Here is a 21,083-nt window from a genome sequence, read left to right as displayed (position 1 = left end):
TATATCAAACCATACCGTTATGAAGCGATTATTCAACCTTCCTTTACTTGCAATATTGTCAGCATTAGTGTGCTGCACTTATAACGCTTTTGCCCAAACCGATAATATCAGACTCAATCAGGTCGGTTTCTATCAGAAGGCCCCTAAAACAGCCGTTTGGGTAGGTGAACCACAAAGTGATTTTGCGGTGCTGGCCTCAAACAAAAAAGATGTGGTTTTCAGAGGTAAATTATCTGAGCAAAGAACCAATGCTATTTCTCAGAAAAAGACCCAGATAGCCGATTTTTCAGCTTTGCAGAAAACAGGCACTTACTACATCAGCATTGGTGATAAAGGACTCTCCTACTCTTTCGAAATTAAAAACGATATACACCGCAATGCAGCCATAGCCGCATTAAAAGGTTTTTATTACCAAAGAGTTTCAACTGACCTGCCCGAAAAATATGCAGGCAAATGGCATAGAAAAGCCGGGCATCCTGATGATAAAGTACTGATACACGCTTCAGCTGTTTCAAAAGAACGTCCAGAAAATACAGTTATCTCCTCTCCACGAGGATGGTACGATGCCGGAGACTACAATAAATACATTGTCAATTCGGGTATTACGATGGCAACGCTGTTTTCGTTGTTTGAAGACCATCCGGCCTATTTTACAAATTTCAAAGCCAATATACCCGAAAGCGATAATGCGATACCTGATTTGCTGGACGAAGCATTGTATAACCTAAGATGGATGCTGACGATGCAGGATCCTAATGACGGAGGCGTTTATCATAAACTGACTAATCCTTCATTTGACGGGATGGTAATGCCCGATAAAGCCACAAAGCCCCGTTACGTGGTACAAAAAAACACCATAGCAACGCTGGACTTTGCGGCAGTGATGGCGCAGGCAAGCAGAGTTTTTAAGGGTTATGAAAAACACCTACCCGGTCTTGCTGACTCTTGCCTGACAGCCGCTACCAAAGCATGGGCGTGGGCCAAAGCAAACCCGAAGGTGCTGTATCTGCAAAACGAAAACAATAAGCAATATGACCCCGACATTGTAACAGGGGAATACGGTGACCGAAATAGTACCGACGAGTGGATCTGGGCATCCATAGAGCTCTGGATTACTACAAAGGATGACACCTATGCTGATGCGACTAATCTGTTCCCTGAAGCCGCTTTAATGCTGCCAACCTGGAGCCAGGTGAGAATGCTGGGCTATTATAGCCTTGTCAGGTCTGAAAAAATACTGACCCCAAAAGCGAAACAGACCTTACCGGCTTTGAAAAAATCATTAATTAGCTTTGCAGATGGCCTGCTGGATGGCGCGGATAAACAAGCTTACAATACTGTTATGGGCAAAAGTACCCGCGATTATATGTGGGGGAGCAGTTCTCATGCGGCCAATCAAGGTATTGCTTTATTGCAGGCTTACAGGATTAATCCGGATAAAAAATATCTGGTGGCAGCGTTGGGAAATCTGGATTATTTACTGGGCAGAAATGCAACAGGCTATTCATTTCTGACAGGCTTCGGTTCAAAGCAGGTGATGCACCCGCATCATCGACCGTCAGAGGCCGACGGCATTGCGGAACCGGTACCGGGGTTGCTTTCAGGCGGGCCGAATCCGGGACAGCAGGATAAATGCGCCACCTATACCACCAGAATTGCAGATGAATCGTTCACTGATGATGTCTGTTCTTATGCCTCTAACGAAATTGCCATCAACTGGAATGCTCCGATAGTCTACCTGGCTGCAGCTATAGAAGCATTACAAAAGAAGTTCTGATGATTCAATGAGAATTCAACCTAATATGTATATTAAAATGAAAAACTACTTATTATTCATTCTTTTCGGTTGTGCATTTCAGGTAACAGGGCAGGATAATCTTAAACCCATTGAAGCCAAAATTTATCACTGGATTGATGCGCCTGTAAAAAAGACAGAACATTCCGAGCAAAGACCTTTGGTAGAATGCAGTTCGGTTGCGTTTAAACATATTAAGATTCATGCCACAACGGTTTATCCGAATCAGGCACCACACCCGGGCCATAGCCATGAAGAAGAAGAATTGATTATTGTAAAAGAAGGTGAATTAACCGTAACTATTGCTGGCAAAGTGCATACGCTCGAAACTGGAAGCATAGCGCTGATCATGTCGGGTGAGGAGCACAGTTTCGAAAACAAGAGCAATACAAACACTACCTATTATGTAATGCGGTATGAGTCGCGCGAGCCGAAAAACATTGAAAGAGGCAAACAGGCTGGTGGCTCATTTGTTGTAAACTGGAGCAAGGTACCATTTCAGACACACGATAAAGGAGGTATCAGAAAATTCTTTGATAAACCTACTTCTATGGCCAAACGCTTTGAAATGCACGTAACCACACTGAAGGAAGGCTTGGAAAGTCACCCGCCACATACACACAAAGCAGCCGAAATATTGTTACCCATTGATAACATTGCCGAAGAACACATAGCAGGACAATGGATAAAAGCAGGAATCGGGGATATTATCTTTCTGGAATCGAATGTATCACATGCCATCAGAAATATCGGCAAGGGTACCGTTACCTACTTTGCCTTTCAGTTTGAATAAAATAAGGCCTTTGAGAATACTCAAAGGCCTTATTGTTTTGATACAACTGTGTCTTTATTGATTCTTGTAAACTTTACCATCTTTCATTACGAAAGTCAGTTTTTTCTCAATCAGGGTAATATCTAGTTGCGGATTGCCATCAATTGCCACTAAATCAGCCCATTTTCCTACACTGACAGAGCCGGCTTTGTCTTTTATTCCTATCAAATCAGCAGCATTGATGGTAGCTGCCTGAATGGCCTGCACCGGCGTAAGGCCGTATTTCACCATATAAAAAAACTGTTTGGCGTTGTCTCCGTGTGGATACACCCCTGAATCAGTGCCATAAGCTATTTTAACACCTGCTTTGGCTGCTTTCTGGAAGTTTTCTCGCTGTGTTCGGCCAACCAATTTTTCCTTCTCAATTATTTTCTGCGGAACACCCATTTTAGCATATTCAGACAATATAAAATCATCATTATAAATATCTGCCACCAGATACGTACCCTTTTCATTCATCAGGCGAATGCCCTCTTCGTTCAGAAAACTACCATGTTCAATCGAATTCACACCGGCTTTCACAGCCATAATGATACCTTCGGTACCGTGGGCATGGGCGGCTACTCTTTTTCCCCATAAAGCAGCTTCTGCTACAATGGCATTCATTTCTTCCTGAGAGTACTGAGGAGCTCCGACAGACTCTTCTTCCGTCAACACTCCTGCTGTTGCTCCGAATTTTATCAGATCGGCTCCGTATTTCACATTCTTGCGAACCATTTTCCTGACACCATCCACTCCATCTGCCACACCAGACTCCTGCTGAAAATGCAAATAAGGAGAAAATCCGGTCAGGTCTCCATGGCTACCGGTGGCACCAATAAAAAAACCAGCTACATACAATCTCGGCCCCGGTATTTTACCTGCATTGATAGCGTTTCGAAGGGCAATGTCAATATACTCATTAGCACCTACATCTCGGCAGGTAGTAAAACCGGCTTCCAATGTACGTTTGGCAAAAATATGTGAAGTGATGGCTATATCAATCGGTGACTTGCGGAACAAGTCTTCCATATAATTTTCCGGCTGTCCTGTAATATGCGTATGGCAGTCAATTAAACCCGGTAAAACGGTCTTCTTGCTTAAATCAATTACTTGTGCATTGGTCGGTATTTTTACGTTACTTCCAACTTCACTTATCAGATTATCTTTTATAAGAATGATCTGATTATCCAGAAAGATACCCTTTTCGCTGTCAAAGAGTTTCCCGGCTTTGATAGCAGTAATTTGCTCTTGAGAAAAGGCACTAAAAACACCTATACTTAATAAAACGCAGAGTAATTTCTTCATGGATATACAGTTTAAAAGATAAGTATGATTTAATTACTGTTTGTTGATAGATCATTTAACCTAAACTCTCAATTCTCAAACTTACTGCGCGTTTGTGCGCTTCTAACGACTCTGCTTCAGCCATCAATTCCACCGTTTTGCTAATATTCCTGATGCCGGTTTCTGATATTTCCTGAAAGGTAATTTTCTTCACAAAACTATCTAACGATACACCGCTGTAGGCACGTGCATAACCGTTGGTCGGCAAAGTATGGTTGGTGCCAGATGCGTAGTCTCCGCAAGACTCGGGGGTGTAGTTGCCCAAAAATACAGAGCCTGCGTTAACAATCTTCTCGGCCACTTCCGGATAATTTTCAACCGATAGTATCAGGTGTTCAGGGGCATAATCGTTCAATAATTCTATACATTCTGCTTCATTTTCAAGCAGAATAATTTTCGAGTTTTCAATAGCCTGCGTTGCCAGTTCTTTTCTGGGCAAACGATTCAATTGGCCTGATACTGCCAGATTAACGGCAGAAACCAGTTTCTTACTGGTAGTAACCAGCAAAACCTGACTGTCGGCACCGTGTTCTGCCTGTGAGAGTAAATCTGAGGCTACAAACGACGGAACTGCTGAATCGTCAGCAAAGACAGCTACCTCCGATGGCCCCGCAGGCATATCTATGGCTACACCTTCTTTACTCAATAATTGTTTGGCAGCCGTTACGTATTGATTACCCGGCCCGAAAATCTTATATACTTGCGGAATCGTCTCAGTACCATACGCCATGGCCGCAATAGCCTGTGCCCCCCCTACTCTGAAAACCTGCGTTACACCCACCAGTTTGGCAGCATAATAAATAGCAGGGTGATTACTCGGTGAACAAAGAATTACTTCCCGACAACCGGCAATCTGTGCCGGTATTCCCAGCATTAATACCGTTGAGAATAGCGGTGCTGTACCACCGGGTATATAAAATCCTACCTTTTGTATGCCTACACTTTTTCTCCAGCATTTAATACCGGGCATGGTTTCAATTATCTGTGGCTCCTGTTTTTGTACCACATGAAAAGTATAGATGTTCTGATAAGCCTGTCTTATAGCCGTTTTAAGTGCTTCACTCAATTGTTGTTCGGCCGCATCAATTTCCGATTGCGGTACCTGAATCGTATCCAGCTCAATTTTGTCGAACTTCAATGCATATTCACGTAACGCTCTGTCGCCTTCTGCTTTTACTTTTGTCAGAATAGGTTGTACTTTTTGCTCAATATCGGCCATCTCCTGTACAGGACGTGCTAATAATTGTTTCCACTCAGCACGTGGCGGGAAAGAAACTATTTTCATTCTATCTGATAATTTTCAATTTTTCAACCAATTGCGCAGAAATACTTTCGGCATAAACCCCGTAGGCATTAACTAAAATTCCTTTAACATGAGTAACCGGCGACGAAATAGCATACACCACTACCTCATCGTCAGGGTCGGTTTCACCTTCAAAACGATACACCTCATCAATCTGAAATTCATCTGGCTCCAAACTCGTATTGTTCGTATGGCAATACAACACTTCTTCTTTCAGATTAAAATTATGATCGTATCCCTTACTTACTAAAGCATTAATAGCATCGGCGGAAGTATCGTAGGTGGTCATTAAAGTAATAATTTAAGATTAGTAAATCATTTTTTCTATCGGAATCACCAGAATACCCTCTGCACCTGCAGCCCGAATGGCCTCAATGTTTTCCCAGAACTGGTTTTCTTCCAGTACTGAGTGAATCGAACTCCAACCTGACATCGCCAAAGGTACAATGGTCGGGCTTTTCATGCCCGGTAACATGCTGATAATTTCATCCAGCTTTTCGTTAGGTGCATTCAGCAGAATATACTTGTAATTCTGAGCCGTTTGTACCGCCCGTATTCTGAACAACAATTTATTCAGGGTTTCGCGTTTCTCGTCCGACAAATTTTTACTTGCAATCAGAATAGCTTCCGAACGGAAAATAGCCTCCACTTCTTTCAAACCATTGCTAAGCAATGTACTTCCCGAGCTCACAATATCACAAACTCCTTCTGCCAGCCCGATACTCGGGGCAATTTCAACTGAGCCGCTGATCTCATGTATTTCGGCGTTTACACCTTTGCTTTTCAGGTAAGCTCCCAAAATACGAGGGTAAGAAGTGGCTATACTTTTACCATTGAAATCATTGATGCCGTTGTATTCAACTCCACGTGGCACGGCAATGGATAAACGGCATTTGGAAAAACCAAGACGATAGACCAGTTCTGCTTCACGATTCGATTCAACAAAAACATTTTCGCCTACAATTCCTATATCTGCCACACCGTCTTCTACATATCCGGGAATATCATCATCCCGAAGGAAAAGGAATTCGGCATTAAAATTGGACGATGAGGTTTTAAGTTTGCCGGTCCCGCTTTCAAACTTTATACCACATTCTTTAAAAAGTCCAAATGAGTCCTCACTTAATCTTCCTGACTTTTGTAGGGCTATTCGCAAAACTGAATCTTTATTCGACATTTATTTGTGATTTCATTGAAAAGATTGCAAAAATACAGTTTGGAACGTTTTTTGCAAAGGAATAAATTGTATAAAGCAATTTAGAAGCATTTTAACGGATTCATAACTTGGAAAAATATTAAAATGTTGATAACTTTGTATTACGTTAAACGCGTTGAGGATTATTTATAACACCCCCTAAACACCCTTTTTTTATGAGACATTCGGTGCATTTAAGTTACCGGGCTACTCGTGAGGTAAAATTACACAAAGTCAAAAAAATCGTTTCGGCCATTATTGTGGCATCGATTTGTTTTTTGGCGATTTTTTCCTGATTTCAAGAAAGTAAATCTCTGGAGTACAAGGTTTAAAAATTTTGTTCGCTTTTTGTAAAACGCTCTCGCATTCCTCCTAAATTGCGTCTGTTTTTTACTCATTCTTTATTCTAAACTAACACTTCATGAAAAAGATGATCTTTTTCGTGCTATACTCGTTTGTGGCTATAGCACAAAATGATTTTGTCAAACAAAATTACACCAAACACGAGTATAAAGTACCCATGAGAGACGGCACCAAACTGCACACGGCCGTTTATGTACCCAATGACGCATCTGAAGCTACCAAGTATCCAATCATGATGCAAAGAACCTGCTACAGCGTGGCACCTTATGGCGAAGACAAGTATCCGGCAAGACTGGGGCCATCACAAACGCTAATGAAAGACAAATTTATATTTGTGTATCAGGATGTAAGAGGCCGCTGGATGTCTGAAGGAACCTGGACAAACATGACGCCTAACAACCCGGGCAATGGTGCCAACACCGCCCCTGATGAAAGTTCTGACACGTATGATACCATAGAGTGGCTATTGAAAAATATTCCATCCAATAACGGACGGGTTGGTCAATGGGGCATTTCTTATCCAGGTTTCTATACGGTAGCAGGTGCTGTAGATGCACATCCAGCATTAAAAGCATCTTCTCCGCAAGCACCTGTAAGTGATTTCTTCTTTGATGATTTCCACCACAACGGTGCTTTTATTCAGGCCTATCTATTCACTTTTCCGGTATTTGGTATCCAACATTCAGGGCCAACACCACAGGCATGGTATAGCAACCAGATGATAAACACCAGCCAGATGAAAGATGGCTATCAGTTTCAGCTTGATTTGGGGTCATTGAAAAACGCTCAGAAATATTATAAAGATAATTTTTACTGGCAGGAAACGGTTGAACACCCTAACTATGATGAATTCTGGCAAAAAAGAAGCATTGTACCACATCTGAAAAACATAAAGCATGCAGTAATGACCGTAGGCGGCTGGTTTGATGCCGAAGATTTATATGGCCCGCTTACTGTCTACAAAAAAATAGAAAAGAATAATCCGGGCACTTATAACACATTGGTAATGGGTCCATTCGGCCACGGTCGCTGGTCGGCTGAAACCGGGCACACCCTGCACAGCAATGTGTATTTCGGAGATAGTATCGCTACTTTTTATCAGAGAAACATCGAGGCGAAATTTTTCCGCCACTTTCTGAAAGAAGCCGGAGACGGCAAAACAGGCTTGCCTGATGCTTATCTATTTGATACTGGTGCTAAAGAATGGAAACAATTTGACAAATGGCCGGTGGCTTCAGCACAAAAAATATCATTCTACCTGAACGCGAATGGAAAACTTGCTCAGACCAGCACTACCAAAGTAAGCTCCAGTGAATACATCAGTGATCCGAAAAAACCTGTTCCTTATAGTGAAGACCTTTCTGCCATGACAGGCTTTACACCTTTCAACTATATGTCGGAAGACCAGCGATTTGCAGCCAAACGCCCGGATGTACTGGTATTTGAGACCGATGTATTGACAGAAGACATAACGCTGGGTGGTGAGATTTTCGCCAAACTGAAAGTGAGCACCACCGGAAGTGATGCAGACTGGGTTGTAAAACTGATTGATGTGTACCCGGGCAATGAGCCTAATCACCCTTATATGCCCAATAAAAATATGATGCTGGCCAACTATCATCAGATGGTACGCAGTGAAGTAATGAGAGGTAGGTTCAGAAACAGTTTCGAAAAACCCGAAGCATTTGTTCCCAATAAGGTGACTGATGTTAATATCCAGTTGCAGGATGTACTGCATACTTTCAAGAAAGGCCACAAGATACAGATTCAAGTTCAAAGTACCTGGTTTCCGTTGATTGACCGTAATCCGCAGAAATTCGTACCAAATATTTTCAAAGCAGAAGAGTCTGACTTTATTAAAGCTACACATAAGGTATATTCTAACTCGAGCATTGAAGTGCAGGTACTAAAGTAATAGAAGTGTCATTAATTTGAACACAATAATTTCAGAATCGCCACCTCATGTGGCGATTTTTTTATTTACTAAATCCTTAACACTTTGACAATAAATGAGTTGTTATTGAATAAACTGAAAAGACACAATGGCAACGATTGAAAACAATAACGCTATGGCAGGCAAACTGCCTGAAACACCGAATCCGGCCTTGAAAAAACTTGAACCTCTGATTGGCACATGGAGGATAACCGGAGATGATCTGATTGGCGAATCAACCTATGAGTGGATGGAAGGCGGTTTCTTCATTATTCAGCATTTTGATATGACACAAGGCGGCGAACGCCACAAGGGAGTTGAGTACATCAGTTTTGATGAAAATACACAAACCATACGATCGAGGCTGATGGAGATAAACGGAGGCAATTTCTCTTATACTTATGATGCAGACGGAGATAAATTCTGGTATTGGTTTGGAGACATTGGCTCAGGTAATTATAGTGAATCTACCTTTAGCGAAGATAGAAAATATTATAGTGGCAAATGGAAATGGCCCAATCCTGATGGCACTACCGGTGGCTTTAGTTATGAAGCTACTAAAATTGAATAATACTGTATTTAGATAGTAGTTTGTCGGGCCTATCGCTATGACATAAGCATTGGTAACCTTCAGAAAAATAAATATTTTTCTTGCACTCCTGTTGCATGGGTTTCTTACTTACATTTGTCACATGAGTCAGTTTTCGAACATATTTCTGAGTTTTTATCTGCTTTTTCTGGCGTGCTTGCCCTGTCATGACACCAACGAGAACGCGGATATAAACATGCAGGCTATTGTTCGCAGTAATACTGATTCTCAGGCAAGCCACGGCGACGATTCAGATCTCTGTTCTCCTCTTTGCAGTTGCGCTTGTTGCGGTAATCTTATCATTTCTCCCTATTCAGAACAAGTTATTGTTCGTGAGGTTTTTTCAGTACAAACAGTATTCCTGACCGAAACTCAGGATACGGCCGGTTTTATTTCCTTGCTTTGGCAACCGCCACAATTGGCTTAATACGACTTAAAAGAATTTCCGGAACAGGAAACCCAGTGCTTACTCCACAGTAAGCCTTAATAAGTATTGTATTAACTAATTGAAACCAATGAAAAAAGTAAGCTTATTATATATATTTTTATTAGCATCCTGCATCAGTTTTGCGCAGAACACACCCGGCATTACAGTAAAAGACAGCAAGACAAAAGAGAGTTTGATTGGTGCAACAGTATCCGTAAAAGGAAGTAAAATTGGAGGTACGACCGATGCAGAAGGAAGAATCAGCCTGAAAAATGTGCCGGATGGTGAACAGACCCTGGTTGTTTCTTTTATCGGCTATGTTACCTTAAATCAAAAAATCACGTTTCCTCTTTCGACAGACGTAGAGATTTTGCTCGAAGGGGATCATGAAGAACTGGAAGAAGTGGTGGTATCAACCACTCGTATCAGCCGGAATATTGAGAGTATTCCTACGCGTATTGAGGCCATATCTATGGAAGAAATTGACGAAAAAGCCAATATGCGCCCGAATAATGTATCAATGCTTTTGCACGAAAGCACAGGTATTCAGGTACAGCAAACCAGTTATACTTCGGCTAATCAGAGCATCAGAATACAGGGGCTTGACGGCCGGTATACTCAGATTCTGAAAGACGGATTTCCCACCTTCGGAGGTTTTTCGAGCGGATTAAGCATTCTGGATATACCACCGTTAGACCTGAAACAGGTTGAGATTATCAAAGGATCGGCGTCTACTCTATATGGTGGCGGTGCAATTGCCGGAGTAGTCAATTTCGTCTCGAGAGAACCCAAAGAAAAACAAGAGTTTTCGGCCATTATTAATCAGACCTCAACAGGTGGCGGAACGAATTTCAGTGCTTTTTCGGCAAAAAGAAATGCAAAAATAGGTTACTCTTTTTTGGTTTCGGGTACCATCCAGAGACCTTATGATGTCGATAAAGACGACTTCACCGAGATTCCGAAAAGCCGTGATCTAAACATCAACCCACGCCTTTTTGTCTATTTCAATGATAAAACCAAATTGATACTGGGCAACTCGACCACTTTCCAGAACCGTTTTGGTGGTGATGTATTTGTGATTGACGGGAAAGCCGACAGTCAGCATTCTTATTTCGAGAAAAATGAATCGGTACGGAATATATCTACGGCACAATTCAGCCGACAGATTTCAGAAAACAGACAACTGGTACTGAAACAAAGTCTGAGTATATTCGACAGACAAATCAAGATTCAGGGCTATAGTTTCAGAGGTTTACAAACCAATGCATACACTGATTTCTCGTACATTACGAATCTTGATAAACACACACTGGTAACAGGTGCGAACCTTATTTTTGATAATTTCAGAGAAAAAGAGCGCACGAATCCAAGAAAAGAAAATAACTTTATTGCAGGCGCTTATATACAGGATAATTGGGACCTGACCGAAAAATTACTGATAGAGGGCGGATTCAGGCTCGATTATGCTCAACGACATGGTGTATTTGCCTTACCCAGAATATCAGCCTTATATAAAATATCTGAGCACTGGAGCAGCCGTTTAGGTGGCGGGTTAGGCTATAAATTGCCCACCATGTTTACAGAAACAACTGAAACACTGGCCTTTAAGAAAGTTCTGGCCATTGACAGCAAGGCCAAAGCAGAAAAGTCTTACGGCAGCACTATTGATTTTAATTACCAGAACAGCATTGGTGAGAATCTCAGTTTCACGGTCAATCAGTTGTTTTTTGTAACCCAAATTAACCAGCCCCTGGTACTGCGAAGCAATCCGATAGAGGAGTTTTATTTTGAAAATGCGGCAAAGCCGGTTTTGTCAAAAGGGTTTGAAACCAATATAAGGGTTACTTTTGCCGACTGGGTGAAACTTTTTGTAGGTTACACCTTTACCGATGCCAAAGCCACTTACAAAATTACCAACCAGACTGTACCGCTGCTACCTAAAAACAAAGTAAATATGGCTTTGCTGGCAGAAAAGCACAAGAATTTTAAAGTAGGACTGGAAGGATACTATTCTGACAGACAAGTGTTGAGCGATGGCCGCCTTACACGATCTTTTTGGGAGTTCGGATTGTTTTTAGAGAAAACATTCGGCAATATAAGTGTATTTGCCAACGCCGAGAATTTTACCGATACCCGGCAAAACAGATTTGAAAAAGTAGTTTTTGATGCCCACAACACGCCGCACTTCAACGAAGTATACACGCATACCGAGGGGCGTTCTTTCAATGGGGGCATCAAGCTTAAATTTTAGGAAATTAAATAAATAGCAGACAATACAATGGTGCATATATGAAACACGAACATGACCATACACACGCGCACGCTGCACCAAAAGGGTTTAACACAGACCCCAAACACGTGCACACATATGATGCAGAGGGTCGAATGACCTGTTGTTCTCAGGAAGAGAAGATTTACACGCAGGCCAATGCACAGGATCTGCTTATATCAAAAAAAGAGAGCAAGGAGCACTCCCATGACGATGCATGCTGCAGTACTCATTCTCACGAAAAAGAACATGGCCATAGTCATGATCACGACCACAGCCACGGTAATGCAAGCGGCTGGTTACCCTATCGCCCGGCTATTATCAGTTTTTTGATGCTGATAGCCGGTATTGCCTTTGACCAATACCTCGAAAACAGCTTTTTCAATGGTTACATCCGGTTAATATGGTATCTGGTTGCTTATTTTCCTGTGGGTTTTCCGGTTATAAAAGAAGCCTGGGAAGGTATCAGAGTGAAAGAGTTCTTTACTGAATTTACATTGATGGTACTGGCAACCGTGGGAGCTTTTGCTATTGGCGAATACCCCGAAGGCGTTGCCGTAATGCTTTTCTATGCAGTTGGTGAGTTGTTCCAGAGTGCGGCAGTAAGCAGAGCCAAAAACAATATCAAGGCATTGCTTGATATCCGTCCTGCCTCGGCCAGTGTGTTAAGAAATAACGCCTATGTAGACGTAAAACCCGAAGAGGTAACAATCGGTGAGATCATCCAGATTAAAGCCGGAGAAAAAGTACCGCTCGACGGTGAGATGCTGAGTGAAGGCAGTAGTTTCAATACCTCTGCCCTGACAGGAGAAAGTAAGCCTAAGAGCATTTATAAAGGGGAATCCGTACTGGCCGGAATGCTGAATCTCGACAAGGTAATCGAACTAAAAGTAAGCAAAGCTTTTCAGGATAGTTCACTGGCACGTATTCTGGATATGGTACAGAACGCCACCACCCGCAAAGCAAAAACAGAATTGCTCATTCGTCGATTTGCACGTATCTATACGCCAATCGTGTTTTTTCTGGCAGTGGCGGTTGTATTGCTACCGGGTTTATTTGTTCAGAATTATGTATTTAGTGAGTGGCTCTACCGGGGTCTGATATTTCTGGTTATCTCTTGCCCTTGTGCATTGGTTATTTCCATACCTCTGGGGTATTTCGGAGGTATCGGGGCTGCTTCCAGAAACGGTATTCTGTTCAAAGGATCCAACTATCTGGATCTGATGACTAAGGTAAATACTGTAGTAATGGACAAAACCGGCACATTAACTAAAGGAGTATTCAAAGTTCAGGAAGTAATAACTGAGGGTTTCACCCAAGATGAATTTATCCAACTGGTGGCTGCACTTGAAAGCAAATCAACCCATCCGATTGCCAGAGCCATTGCTGAGCATGCCAATAAAGAAAAAACGCTTGCAATTGGCACTATTGAAGAAATAGCCGGGCACGGCCTGAAAGGTGCAATAGAAGGGAAAGAGGTATTAGCAGGTAATCTTAAACTGCTCCAAAAGTTTAAGATTGACTATAATAAAGTTTTGGAAGAGATTGTCGAGAGTATTGTAGTGGTAGCTATTGACGGCAGATATGCTGGACATATTATTATTGCCGACGAAATAAAAGAAGATGCTACTGATGCCATCAGACAAATGCATGCCAATGGTATTACGCAAACCATTATGCTGAGTGGAGACAAAAATTCCATTACTCAAAAAGTAGCAAAATCGATAGGTATTGATACCGCTTATGGCGATTTACTGCCTGAACACAAAGTGCAAAAGGTGGAAGAATTACGTAAAGACCCGACAAAAGTTACAGCCTTTGTAGGCGACGGCATTAATGACGCCCCGGTACTTGCCCTAAGCGATGTAGGTATTGCGATGGGTGCGATGGGCAGCGACGCCGCCATCGAAACTGCTGACGTGGTGATTCAGACAGACCAACCGTCTAAAATAGCCACAGCTATTAAGATTGGTAAAACCACCAGAAGCATTGTAGTCCAAAACATTGTGCTGGCTTTTAGTGTAAAAATAATAGTGCTGATTCTGGGAGCAGGCGGACTTGCCACTATGTGGGAAGCCGTTTTTGCCGATGTGGGCGTGGCTCTTCTGGCCATTCTGAATGCCGTCAGGATTCAGCGAATGCAGTTCTGATATAACCGCATCTGATTATCAGGGTAGTTTCTTTTTGAAGCTACCCTTTTTTTGTATTTTGTTATTAAGAATTTGACAGGAGTTGCATATTATAATATCATTTTTTTTAGCTATTATTGTATATTTATCAAGCCCCTATTCAATAGACCTGTCAATTAAATGAACGAAACGCTTTCCAGACAAAAGTTTCTACAATATACTGCGTCTGCAGGGGCTGCATTGCTTCTTTCTTCGCTTGAAAGTTTTGCCTTTGAAACTGCCGATAAAAAACTACGCGTGGCAGTAATTGGTTGTGGAAGTGTAAGCAACCGGTATCTGCCCCAATTGTTATCCTCACCTCTCATACAGGTGGTTAGTTTATGTGACATCAAGCCCGAAAGAGCCATTGAACAAAACAATCAATATAAGGTCAATGCCAAAACCTATGCTCATATAGACCAGATGTTGGCCGGAGAGCCATTTGATATGATGGTTACCCTCACCGACATGCAAGTACATGGCGCACTCAATAAAAAAGCACTATCGGCAGGTAAGCACGTATGGAGCGAAAAGCCCATGGCTAATACTTATGCTGAAGGTAAAGCCCTACTCGAACTGGCTAAGCGTAAAAAACTGAGAATATGGGGTGCGCCCGCCGTAGTAAACAGCCCGCAGTTTGCCTTTATGAATAAAACCATTCAGGAAGGAAAACTGGGTAAGGTAGCTTCCGCCCATGGGCAGTACGGACATACCGGTCCTACGTGGAGTGCTTTCTTCTATGAAAAAGGCGGTGGCAGCATGCCCGACTTAGGTGTGTACAACATGGCTACCTTGACAGGCCTGCTTGGCCCTGCCCGCAGTGTAATGGCCATGACCAGCATTGTAAACAACGAAAGGACGGTTGACGACAAAGGCAAAATAAAAGTAGAAGCCGAAGACAATGCGCATGTACTGTTGGAACACGACAAAGGTGTGATTTCGCATGTAATGTGCGGTTTTAATTATTTTGATCCGCATGGGCACGAAGCCACCAATCAGTCGCTGCATTCTATCCAGATTTATGGCGACCACGGCAATATGCGTTTAATCGGTTACGACTGGGAAACCAATGGAGTGGTACTGGATACTTCGTGGACAGAACCACCCGTGCTGACCTCTACCGACAAGGGAGGCTACGAATGGCAGGAAGGTGCCCGCGTGGTGGGCGAAAGCCTTATAAAAGGCATTGAACCGCTCATTAATGTGGAACATGCCCTGCACGTGCTCGAAATTATAGAAGCGGCCAGAAAATCGTCGGCCACAGGTATGAAAATAAAATTATCGAGTACTTTCAAGTGGCCTATGCTATAAATTTATTAAATTTAACTGTGCTTAACTATCAAGGGTTCCTGACAGGTTTGCTGCAAACCAGAGTTGTCTGTTTACTCTTAAATAAAACTATTACCATCCATGAAACACATACTTTTGTTTGCACTTTCAGTTCTTACCCTCACGTCTTTTGCGCAGACATTATCGGAAGAACAAGTCAGACAATACCTTGAAGATTTACGAAAAGAAGAGATAATTTCTGAGTTCGGGAAAGACGGTTTTCTGAAATCAATCGCAAAAGACAACCCTGCTGTCAGGCAAAGGTTAACAGGGATACCCATCGGAGCCCTCGGCAATATTCCTGATTCAGTATTCAAATCAAGGGGGGCAATTCTGGGTTTTGTCGGGTTGTTTGAGCTCATGCGCAATGTGGGTTCAGCAGCAGACGAGCTGGTGCAGTTGCGCGAAATGTCAGAAAAAATTCTGGGCGAAAGCATGTATTTTAAGCCAGATATAGACGGAAACATAAATCCGAAGAATCCGGTTTCTTTTCTCGGACTAGAACAGAATCTGAAAGCATCCAAAGAGCAATATCTTATACTGGCAGACAAACTAAAACGTATCAGGCTGATTGATGAGCGGGTTTACAATGAACTGCTGCAATGGCTGGAAAAAGACCGCATCAAACTCATCAGCGATTTCGGATTCTTTATATATGCAGCTAAACAAACATGGTTTTATGATAATTATGAGTCATTAAAAAAACAGCAGCTTCAGCTGATTAACAACCTGCAAGCTAATGAGATGCTCACGCAGGAAAAGGCCCAATTGTTAAAAAACTCCTACAAACCTTTCGAATTGAAAAGTAAAGTTGATATACTTTCACTTTGCAATAATGTACTGATAATTCCGGAAGAACAGGGTAATTATACCAGAGAAGAAATCTATGAAAACTTATATAGGAAAATCTCTTCAAAATTACTTCCTGAGTTTTCCTACACCGAATTCTCCATCAAAGAAATTAAGAAAACTACCCTCGAACAACCCCTCAATAATCTTTTACCCATCCCTTTTGGTATAGGCGCCGGTAAGGATAAAAAAACATACCGGCTTCAATATAAAGTCAATGACCTGTTGTATGCCCAGAAAGCCGACACAGATTTTGCATGGATGAAAACCATACTGCAGAGTTTGCCGCCCGATGTTAATCTGGATACAAGTGTTGTAAAATCTTATGCTGTTTTCTTTTCTCCGCTTACGGGTATCGGCACCAGGGATTTCCAATCAGTCAATGATTTCCTGACCGACAGTAAGTCATCAAAAAGACTATTGGTTGTAACCAACGAAATAAATCCGCTTTTGCCCATTAGGGATGCCCGAAAAGCTTTAGTGCTGCTTGATAGCACTCAAAGCACACTTTTTAAGGAAACCCAGGTAAATGCTTTATTTCCGGCTAAGGATAAAGTTGACTTTTCGGATAAATTTAGTCGTGAAAAACTCAGAGATATTCTAAAGCAGTTTCAGGATATTGGTATTTTACCCGCCAACAACGAAGAGGCCGCAGATAAGGCCATTGTAGATTTCAGGCTTGAATCACGTAATCGTACATATGTTAAGAGAAGCTTGTTACTCTCCTACCCGTCGGTAGTTGCCAGAATAAATGTGAGTTCCACAAAAGAGACAGAAAAAATTGAATCCTTTAAAACCTTTATTGCCGAGTTGGCTCGGGTGTCTCGCGGTCAGTTTAAACCTGAGAAAATCACTGATAATTTCAAAAGCGAAATAATAAAAAGCAACAGAAAAGACCGCAACCTGGTAATGAGTTTCAGGTTGAAAGATAAAAAATACGAATATAAACAGGATTTACCTAAGGCAGACAAAGGTCTTAACCCGGCGGATAAGATTCTGAAAAATGAAAAAAATACTGATACAGATGAAATCAGTCTGAATGAATATGAACTGATTGAGCTCGTAAATGCATCATTAGAAGAGAATAAAAAAGACGGAGCTTTTTATAAGATTAATTCAAACTTCAGTTCACTGGGTCTTACCAATTACAGCCACTATATTTTTCTGTCGGGTAAACAATATGATTATCTGGAAAACAATCATTCTGAAGTTTTCAACGAACCAGCTGAACAGAATGTATATCATTCGTATCAATCTCAGATTGCGGCTTTCAGAATCGATGTTTTTGCAGATGCCCTGAAAAGAGAAAACCTGCTGACAGAAGAAGCCAGAAAAGGACTTGATTTAGCAAATGCAAAGGAGCCTTCTGATGTGCTGAAGGTGAGCCCGCAGGCGATACTGATTGATATGAACGAGCTAAGCGTTAAGAGCGATACGGATTTATACGCTTATGTTCTTAACAAAATCAATTCAAAGCTATTGCCTGAAGTGCAGTTCAGCGATATTAAATACCTCCCGATTACACCAGCCAATGATTCTATCGACTATAACGAGCAATTGGTTTCTTTAAAAATAAATGGCAAGCCCTATGAACAGACAATCTTCTCTTCTCTTTCAAAAGTGGTAAAAAATGCCCTTGATTCTTTAAAAGATATCAGTTCTCAGTATTTCCCGGGCATCGGCGAAAATCAGTTCAAAGTCATTAATGATTATCTCAATGATACAGGTTCATTGCAAAGGCTGGTTGTAGTGTGCGACTACCGGAGTCCCATGCTTTCATTTGTTTTGCTCGACAGCACTCAGGCAGCATTGGTGCCGGAAACTCTGCCTAATAATTATGTCGACTTCAGCATGTTTAGCCGGGAGTTTAGCCGGGATAGTTTAAACATTACCCTGTTCGAATTAGGCAGAATGGGTTTAATCCAGCCCATGAATGAAGTTCAGAAAGAGGAATTCATTCTTAAATTCCGTCGTGCGCCGGCCAGTGGGAAACAATTACTGGAAACACTCCCTCATATTATTGTTACAGCTAATTTATGGGAACTCCCGCATTTCAAAGATGTGTATAAATCTTTAATGGATTCGCTGAAAACTATTTCAAGAGGGCATTTCAATCCTATAAAGATTGAAGACAATTTCCGGCAGATGATCAAGAAAGGCGATAATGTAGATCGTGTTTTTAAATATAGTTTTGTGCTAAGCAATAAAAAATATAACGATAACCAGTTTGTAAAAGCTATACCAAAATTGAGGAATAAAACGGTTGAAGAAGACTACGACTATTTCGATTTTGATACAGTAAAGCTGATTGAACTCATCAATAAAGCTTTGGTTGAACAGAACTCAGAATATACATTTTATGAGTTGTTCAGTGAAGAAGAGGAAGAACCAACAGGCCCGCAGTACATATTTTTATCAGGTAGGCAGTATCGCTGGATAAAAGCGAGATACCCCGAAATTTTCGAAAACTACGAAGATACCCGCGTATATGATTCGGATAAAATAGAAGATAAGAACAAAAATTAGCCGATAGCTTATATATTAGCGCTATAACTACGACATACCCTATATAACCTATGAAAAAAAGCATTTATGCAGCCCTACTTTCCACAGGTATTTTCCTGATTGCTGCTATTCAAACACATAATCAACCGGAAAACGATGATTATACCGAATGGAAAGAATATCTCGGTGGGCCTGATCGCAACCATTATTCAAGATTAAGCCAAATTACACCCGACAATGTAAGGAATCTGAAAGTAGCCTGGACTTACAGCACTCCCGACTCCGGACAAATGCAGGTAAATCCCATTATAGTCAATGGCATTTTATATGGTGTTACGGCATCAGTGCAGGCTTTTGCCCTTGATGCCGCCACAGGAAAAGAAATATGGCGTTTTGGTGACAAATTAAACAATTTTGCAAGTACCAGCCGCGGAGTTGCCTATTGGAGTGAAGGAAATGATACACGGATTATGCATACCATTGGTGCGTTTCTCTATGCAATTGATGCTAAAACGGGTAAATCTATTGCTTCTTTTGGTGATAACGGCAGAGTAGATTTACATACAGGTCTGCCGGAAATAGCCCGGTCTAAATTCATTATTTCAAATACCCCGGGCACTATATTTGAAGATTTAATTGTTATGCCCGTCCGATTGTCAGAGGGAGCAGACGCTGCCCCGGGTGACATCAGAGCATTTAATGTAAAAACAGGAAAACTAGCCTGGAGTTTTCATACAATCCCTTACCCTAATGAGCCCGGTTACACCACCTGGCCGAAAGAAGCTTATAAAAACATTGAAGTAGGCGCTGCCAATAACTGGGCAGGAATGGCCGTGGATAGAAAACGTGGTATTATCTATGTGCCTACAGGCTCGGCAGGATATGATTTTTATGGTGGTAAACGTAAAGGCAAAAATCTTTATGCCAACTGTTTGCTAGCACTTAATGCTCGAACAGGCAAATTGTTGTGGCATTTTCAGACTACCCATCATGATGTATGGGACAGAGACCTGCCTGCTCCGCCGAACCTCATCACTGTAAAACATAATGGTAAACTGGTAGATGCAGTAGCTCAGGTAAGCAAACAGGGCTATGTGTATCTCTTTGATCGTGTCACGGGTAAACCCCTGTTCCCGATTCAGGAGTTACCGGCGCCTAAATCTGATTTACCGGGCGAAGTAACTTGGCCTACACAGCCCATTCCTGTTAAACCTGCTCCTTTTGCCCGTCAGGCACATACATTGACTGAAAAAGACATCAGTCCTTATGCCGAAGACCGTGATTCTCTGCTGGCCAGATTCAGAACCTACAAACGCAACAGATTTGCCGCACCTAGTAAGGAAGGCACAGTTATTTTCCCCGGTTTTGATGGCGGTGCCGAATGGGGAGGCGCCGCGGCCGATCCAAACGAAGGTATATTATATGTAAACAGCAACGAAATGGCATGGATACTCACCATGAAATCCACACCTAAACAAGATGCATTGGCAGGACTGAGCACAGGTGAACGAATTTACACTACCACCTGCGTAACCTGCCACGGAGCCGACAGGAAAGGCAACGCTAAAAGTGGCTACCCTTCATTAATAAATATTGAAAAACGCAGAGAAAAAGACTTTGTAAGCAAGATTATCAGCAATGGCAAGGGCATGATGCCCGGCTTTACTTCATTGAATGCTACTGAAAAACAGGCATTGGTAGCTTTTTTATTTGGTGAAGAAAAGAAAGAAGTGAGCACTTCTGATAACAAGGGTTTTAAAAACCCATACCTGCCATTCATGAGTACCGGTTACAACAAGTTTTTAGACAGCAAAGGTCTGCCTGCTATCAGTCCACCATGGGGAACCTTGAATGCCATTGATTTGAACACTGGTGAGTACCTGTGGAAAATCCCTTTGGGTGAGTTTGAATCTCTGAAACAGAAAGGAATACCTACCACTGGCTCTGAAAACTATGGTGGCCCTGTAGTAACTGCCAACGGTTTGTTATTCATTGCCGCCACAAAAGACGAGAAGTTCAGGGTATTCAATAAAAAGACTGGTGAATTAATTTGGGAAACCAGATTACCGGCTGCAGGATTTGCCACGCCATCTACTTACCAGATTAATGGAAAACAATATGTAGTTATTGCCTGCGGAGGCACTAAACTGGGAGCAAAGAAAGGGAATCAGTATGTGGCATTTGCCTTGCCGTAAGAAAC

At 42.0% G+C, this 21,083-nt stretch carries 14 protein-coding genes; 10 read left to right on the top strand and 4 right to left on the bottom strand.

The features are described from left to right. Positions 1-19 precede the first annotated feature (19 nt). Positions 20-1,777 carry a glycoside hydrolase family 9 protein gene (locus AC1RRY_RS08840; protein ID WP_492816348.1) on the top strand — a complete coding sequence of 586 codons (1,758 nt, stop codon included), beginning with the start codon at positions 20-22 and terminating at the stop codon, positions 1,775-1,777. Positions 1,778-1,814: 37 nt separating this feature from the next. Then, entirely contained in the window at positions 1,815-2,588 is a 774-nt protein-coding gene (locus AC1RRY_RS08835) for a cupin domain-containing protein (RefSeq protein ID WP_492816350.1), read from the top strand. 54 nt (positions 2,589-2,642) lie between these two features. Here the strand turns inward: AC1RRY_RS08835 and AC1RRY_RS08830 are convergent, their stop codons facing one another. The 4 genes from AC1RRY_RS08830 to hisG are packed head-to-tail and all read right to left on the bottom strand — an operon-like array spanning position 2,643 to position 6,433. Further along, on the bottom strand, positions 2,643-3,914 hold the full coding sequence (locus AC1RRY_RS08830; protein WP_492816352.1) for a Xaa-Pro dipeptidase: 1,272 nt from the start codon (positions 3,912-3,914) through the stop codon (positions 2,643-2,645). 55 nt (positions 3,915-3,969) lie between these two features. Then, on the bottom strand, positions 3,970-5,238 hold the full coding sequence (gene hisD / locus AC1RRY_RS08825; RefSeq protein WP_492816354.1) for a histidinol dehydrogenase: 1,269 nt from the start codon (positions 5,236-5,238) through the stop codon (positions 3,970-3,972). A 1-nt stretch (position 5,239) separates the two neighbouring features. After that, positions 5,240-5,545: a phosphoribosylpyrophosphate synthetase gene (locus tag AC1RRY_RS08820; RefSeq protein WP_492816356.1), complete on the bottom strand. Its 306-nt coding sequence runs from the start codon at positions 5,543-5,545 to the stop codon at positions 5,240-5,242. 18 nt (positions 5,546-5,563) lie between these two features. Further along, on the bottom strand, positions 5,564-6,433 hold the full coding sequence (gene hisG, locus AC1RRY_RS08815; RefSeq protein ID WP_492816358.1) for an ATP phosphoribosyltransferase: 870 nt from the start codon (positions 6,431-6,433) through the stop codon (positions 5,564-5,566). 439 nt (positions 6,434-6,872) lie between these two features. Here hisG and AC1RRY_RS08810 point away from each other — a divergent pair, with 439 nt between their 5' ends. From AC1RRY_RS08810 to AC1RRY_RS08775, 8 genes are all read left to right on the top strand, one after another. Next, entirely contained in the window at positions 6,873-8,729 is a 1,857-nt protein-coding gene (locus AC1RRY_RS08810; protein ID WP_492816360.1) for a CocE/NonD family hydrolase, read from the top strand. A gap of 127 nt (positions 8,730-8,856) precedes the next feature. Further along, a complete protein-coding gene (locus AC1RRY_RS08805) occupies positions 8,857-9,318 on the top strand; it encodes a hypothetical protein (RefSeq protein WP_492816363.1) in 462 nt (153 codons plus the stop codon). 121 nt (positions 9,319-9,439) lie between these two features. Continuing rightward, the gene (locus AC1RRY_RS08800; RefSeq protein ID WP_492816365.1) at positions 9,440-9,763 is read left to right on the top strand and encodes a DUF6660 family protein; all 324 of its coding nucleotides are present in this window, start codon (positions 9,440-9,442) and stop codon (positions 9,761-9,763) included. 88 nt (positions 9,764-9,851) lie between these two features. Beyond that, entirely contained in the window at positions 9,852-12,014 is a 2,163-nt protein-coding gene (locus AC1RRY_RS08795; protein ID WP_492816367.1) for a TonB-dependent receptor, read from the top strand. Between the two features lie 38 nt (positions 12,015-12,052). After that, complete coding sequence (locus tag AC1RRY_RS08790; protein WP_492816369.1) at positions 12,053-14,182, top strand: heavy metal translocating P-type ATPase; 2,130 nt, start codon at positions 12,053-12,055, stop codon at positions 14,180-14,182. 159 nt (positions 14,183-14,341) lie between these two features. After that, positions 14,342-15,511, top strand: coding sequence for a Gfo/Idh/MocA family protein (locus AC1RRY_RS08785; RefSeq protein WP_492816371.1), 1,170 nt, complete (start codon positions 14,342-14,344; stop codon positions 15,509-15,511). Positions 15,512-15,610: 99 nt separating this feature from the next. Continuing rightward, positions 15,611-18,904, top strand: coding sequence for a hypothetical protein (locus AC1RRY_RS08780; protein ID WP_492816373.1), 3,294 nt, complete (start codon positions 15,611-15,613; stop codon positions 18,902-18,904). A gap of 50 nt (positions 18,905-18,954) precedes the next feature. Beyond that, positions 18,955-21,078 (top strand): outer membrane protein assembly factor BamB family protein, encoded by a 2,124-nt coding sequence (locus AC1RRY_RS08775; RefSeq protein ID WP_492816375.1) that lies wholly within the window; start codon positions 18,955-18,957, stop codon positions 21,076-21,078. The last annotated feature ends 5 nt before the right edge of the window (positions 21,079-21,083 follow it).

It is taken from the genome of Emticicia sp. GW821-FHT11C11, from assembly GCF_058808615.1.
This window is presented reverse-complemented; position numbering and strand designations above follow the sequence as displayed.